General features: G+C 72.1%; 1 protein-coding gene. It reads left to right on the forward strand.

All coding sequences use genetic code 11. The features are described 5' to 3' along the window. A partial coding sequence (locus ABD194_RS19265) for a DUF4389 domain-containing protein (protein ID WP_343994491.1) occupies nt 1-702 on the forward strand: 702 nt, incomplete at both ends.

Raw genomic sequence — 702 nt, forward strand, 5'->3', positions numbered from 1 at the left:
TGGAAGGTGACCGAGGGGCAGTGGAGCGCCGTGCTGATGAACGCCGACGGCAGCAGCGGCGTCGCGGTGTCCGCCACGACGGGCGTGCGCGCCGGCTTCCTCCTCCCGCTCGCCTTCCTCATGCTGGCCGTCGGCCTCGTGATCACCGCGCTCGCCATCGGCCTGATCATCCGCGGGGCACGCGGCAGCCGGCCGGCGAGCTACACGCAGGCCCCCGGGGTGCGCGCCGGCTACGTCGAGGCCGACGGGACCGGCGACAGCGGCCTGCAGCAGGCGCCGCCGCCTCCCGCCCCGCCTCGGGGTCAGCCGCACCCGCGGGCGATGAGCCCCGTGGCCCTCGAGGCGTGCATCGACGAGCCGCTCTCGCGCTGGCTGTGGCTGGTCAAGTGGTTCCTCGCGATCCCGCACTTCATCGTGCTCGGCGTGCTGTGGATCGCCTTCGTGCTGGTCAGCATCGTCGCGTTCTTCGCGATCCTCTTCACCGCCCGCTACCCGCGCAGCCTCTTCGACTTCAACCTCGGGGTGCTGCAGTGGACCTGGCGCGTCAGCTACTACTGCGCCAACGGTGGCCTCGGCACCGACCGCTACCCGCCGTTCAGCCTGGAGCCCGAGCCCGAGTACCCCGCCTACCTCGACATCGCCTACCCCCGGCACCTCTCACGCGGGCTCGTGCTCGTGAAGTGGTGGCTGCTCGCCATCCCG

Origin of the sequence: Terrabacter terrae, from assembly GCF_039529575.1 — a bacterium.
Lineage (GTDB): Bacteria > Actinomycetota > Actinomycetes > Actinomycetales > Dermatophilaceae > Terrabacter > Terrabacter terrae.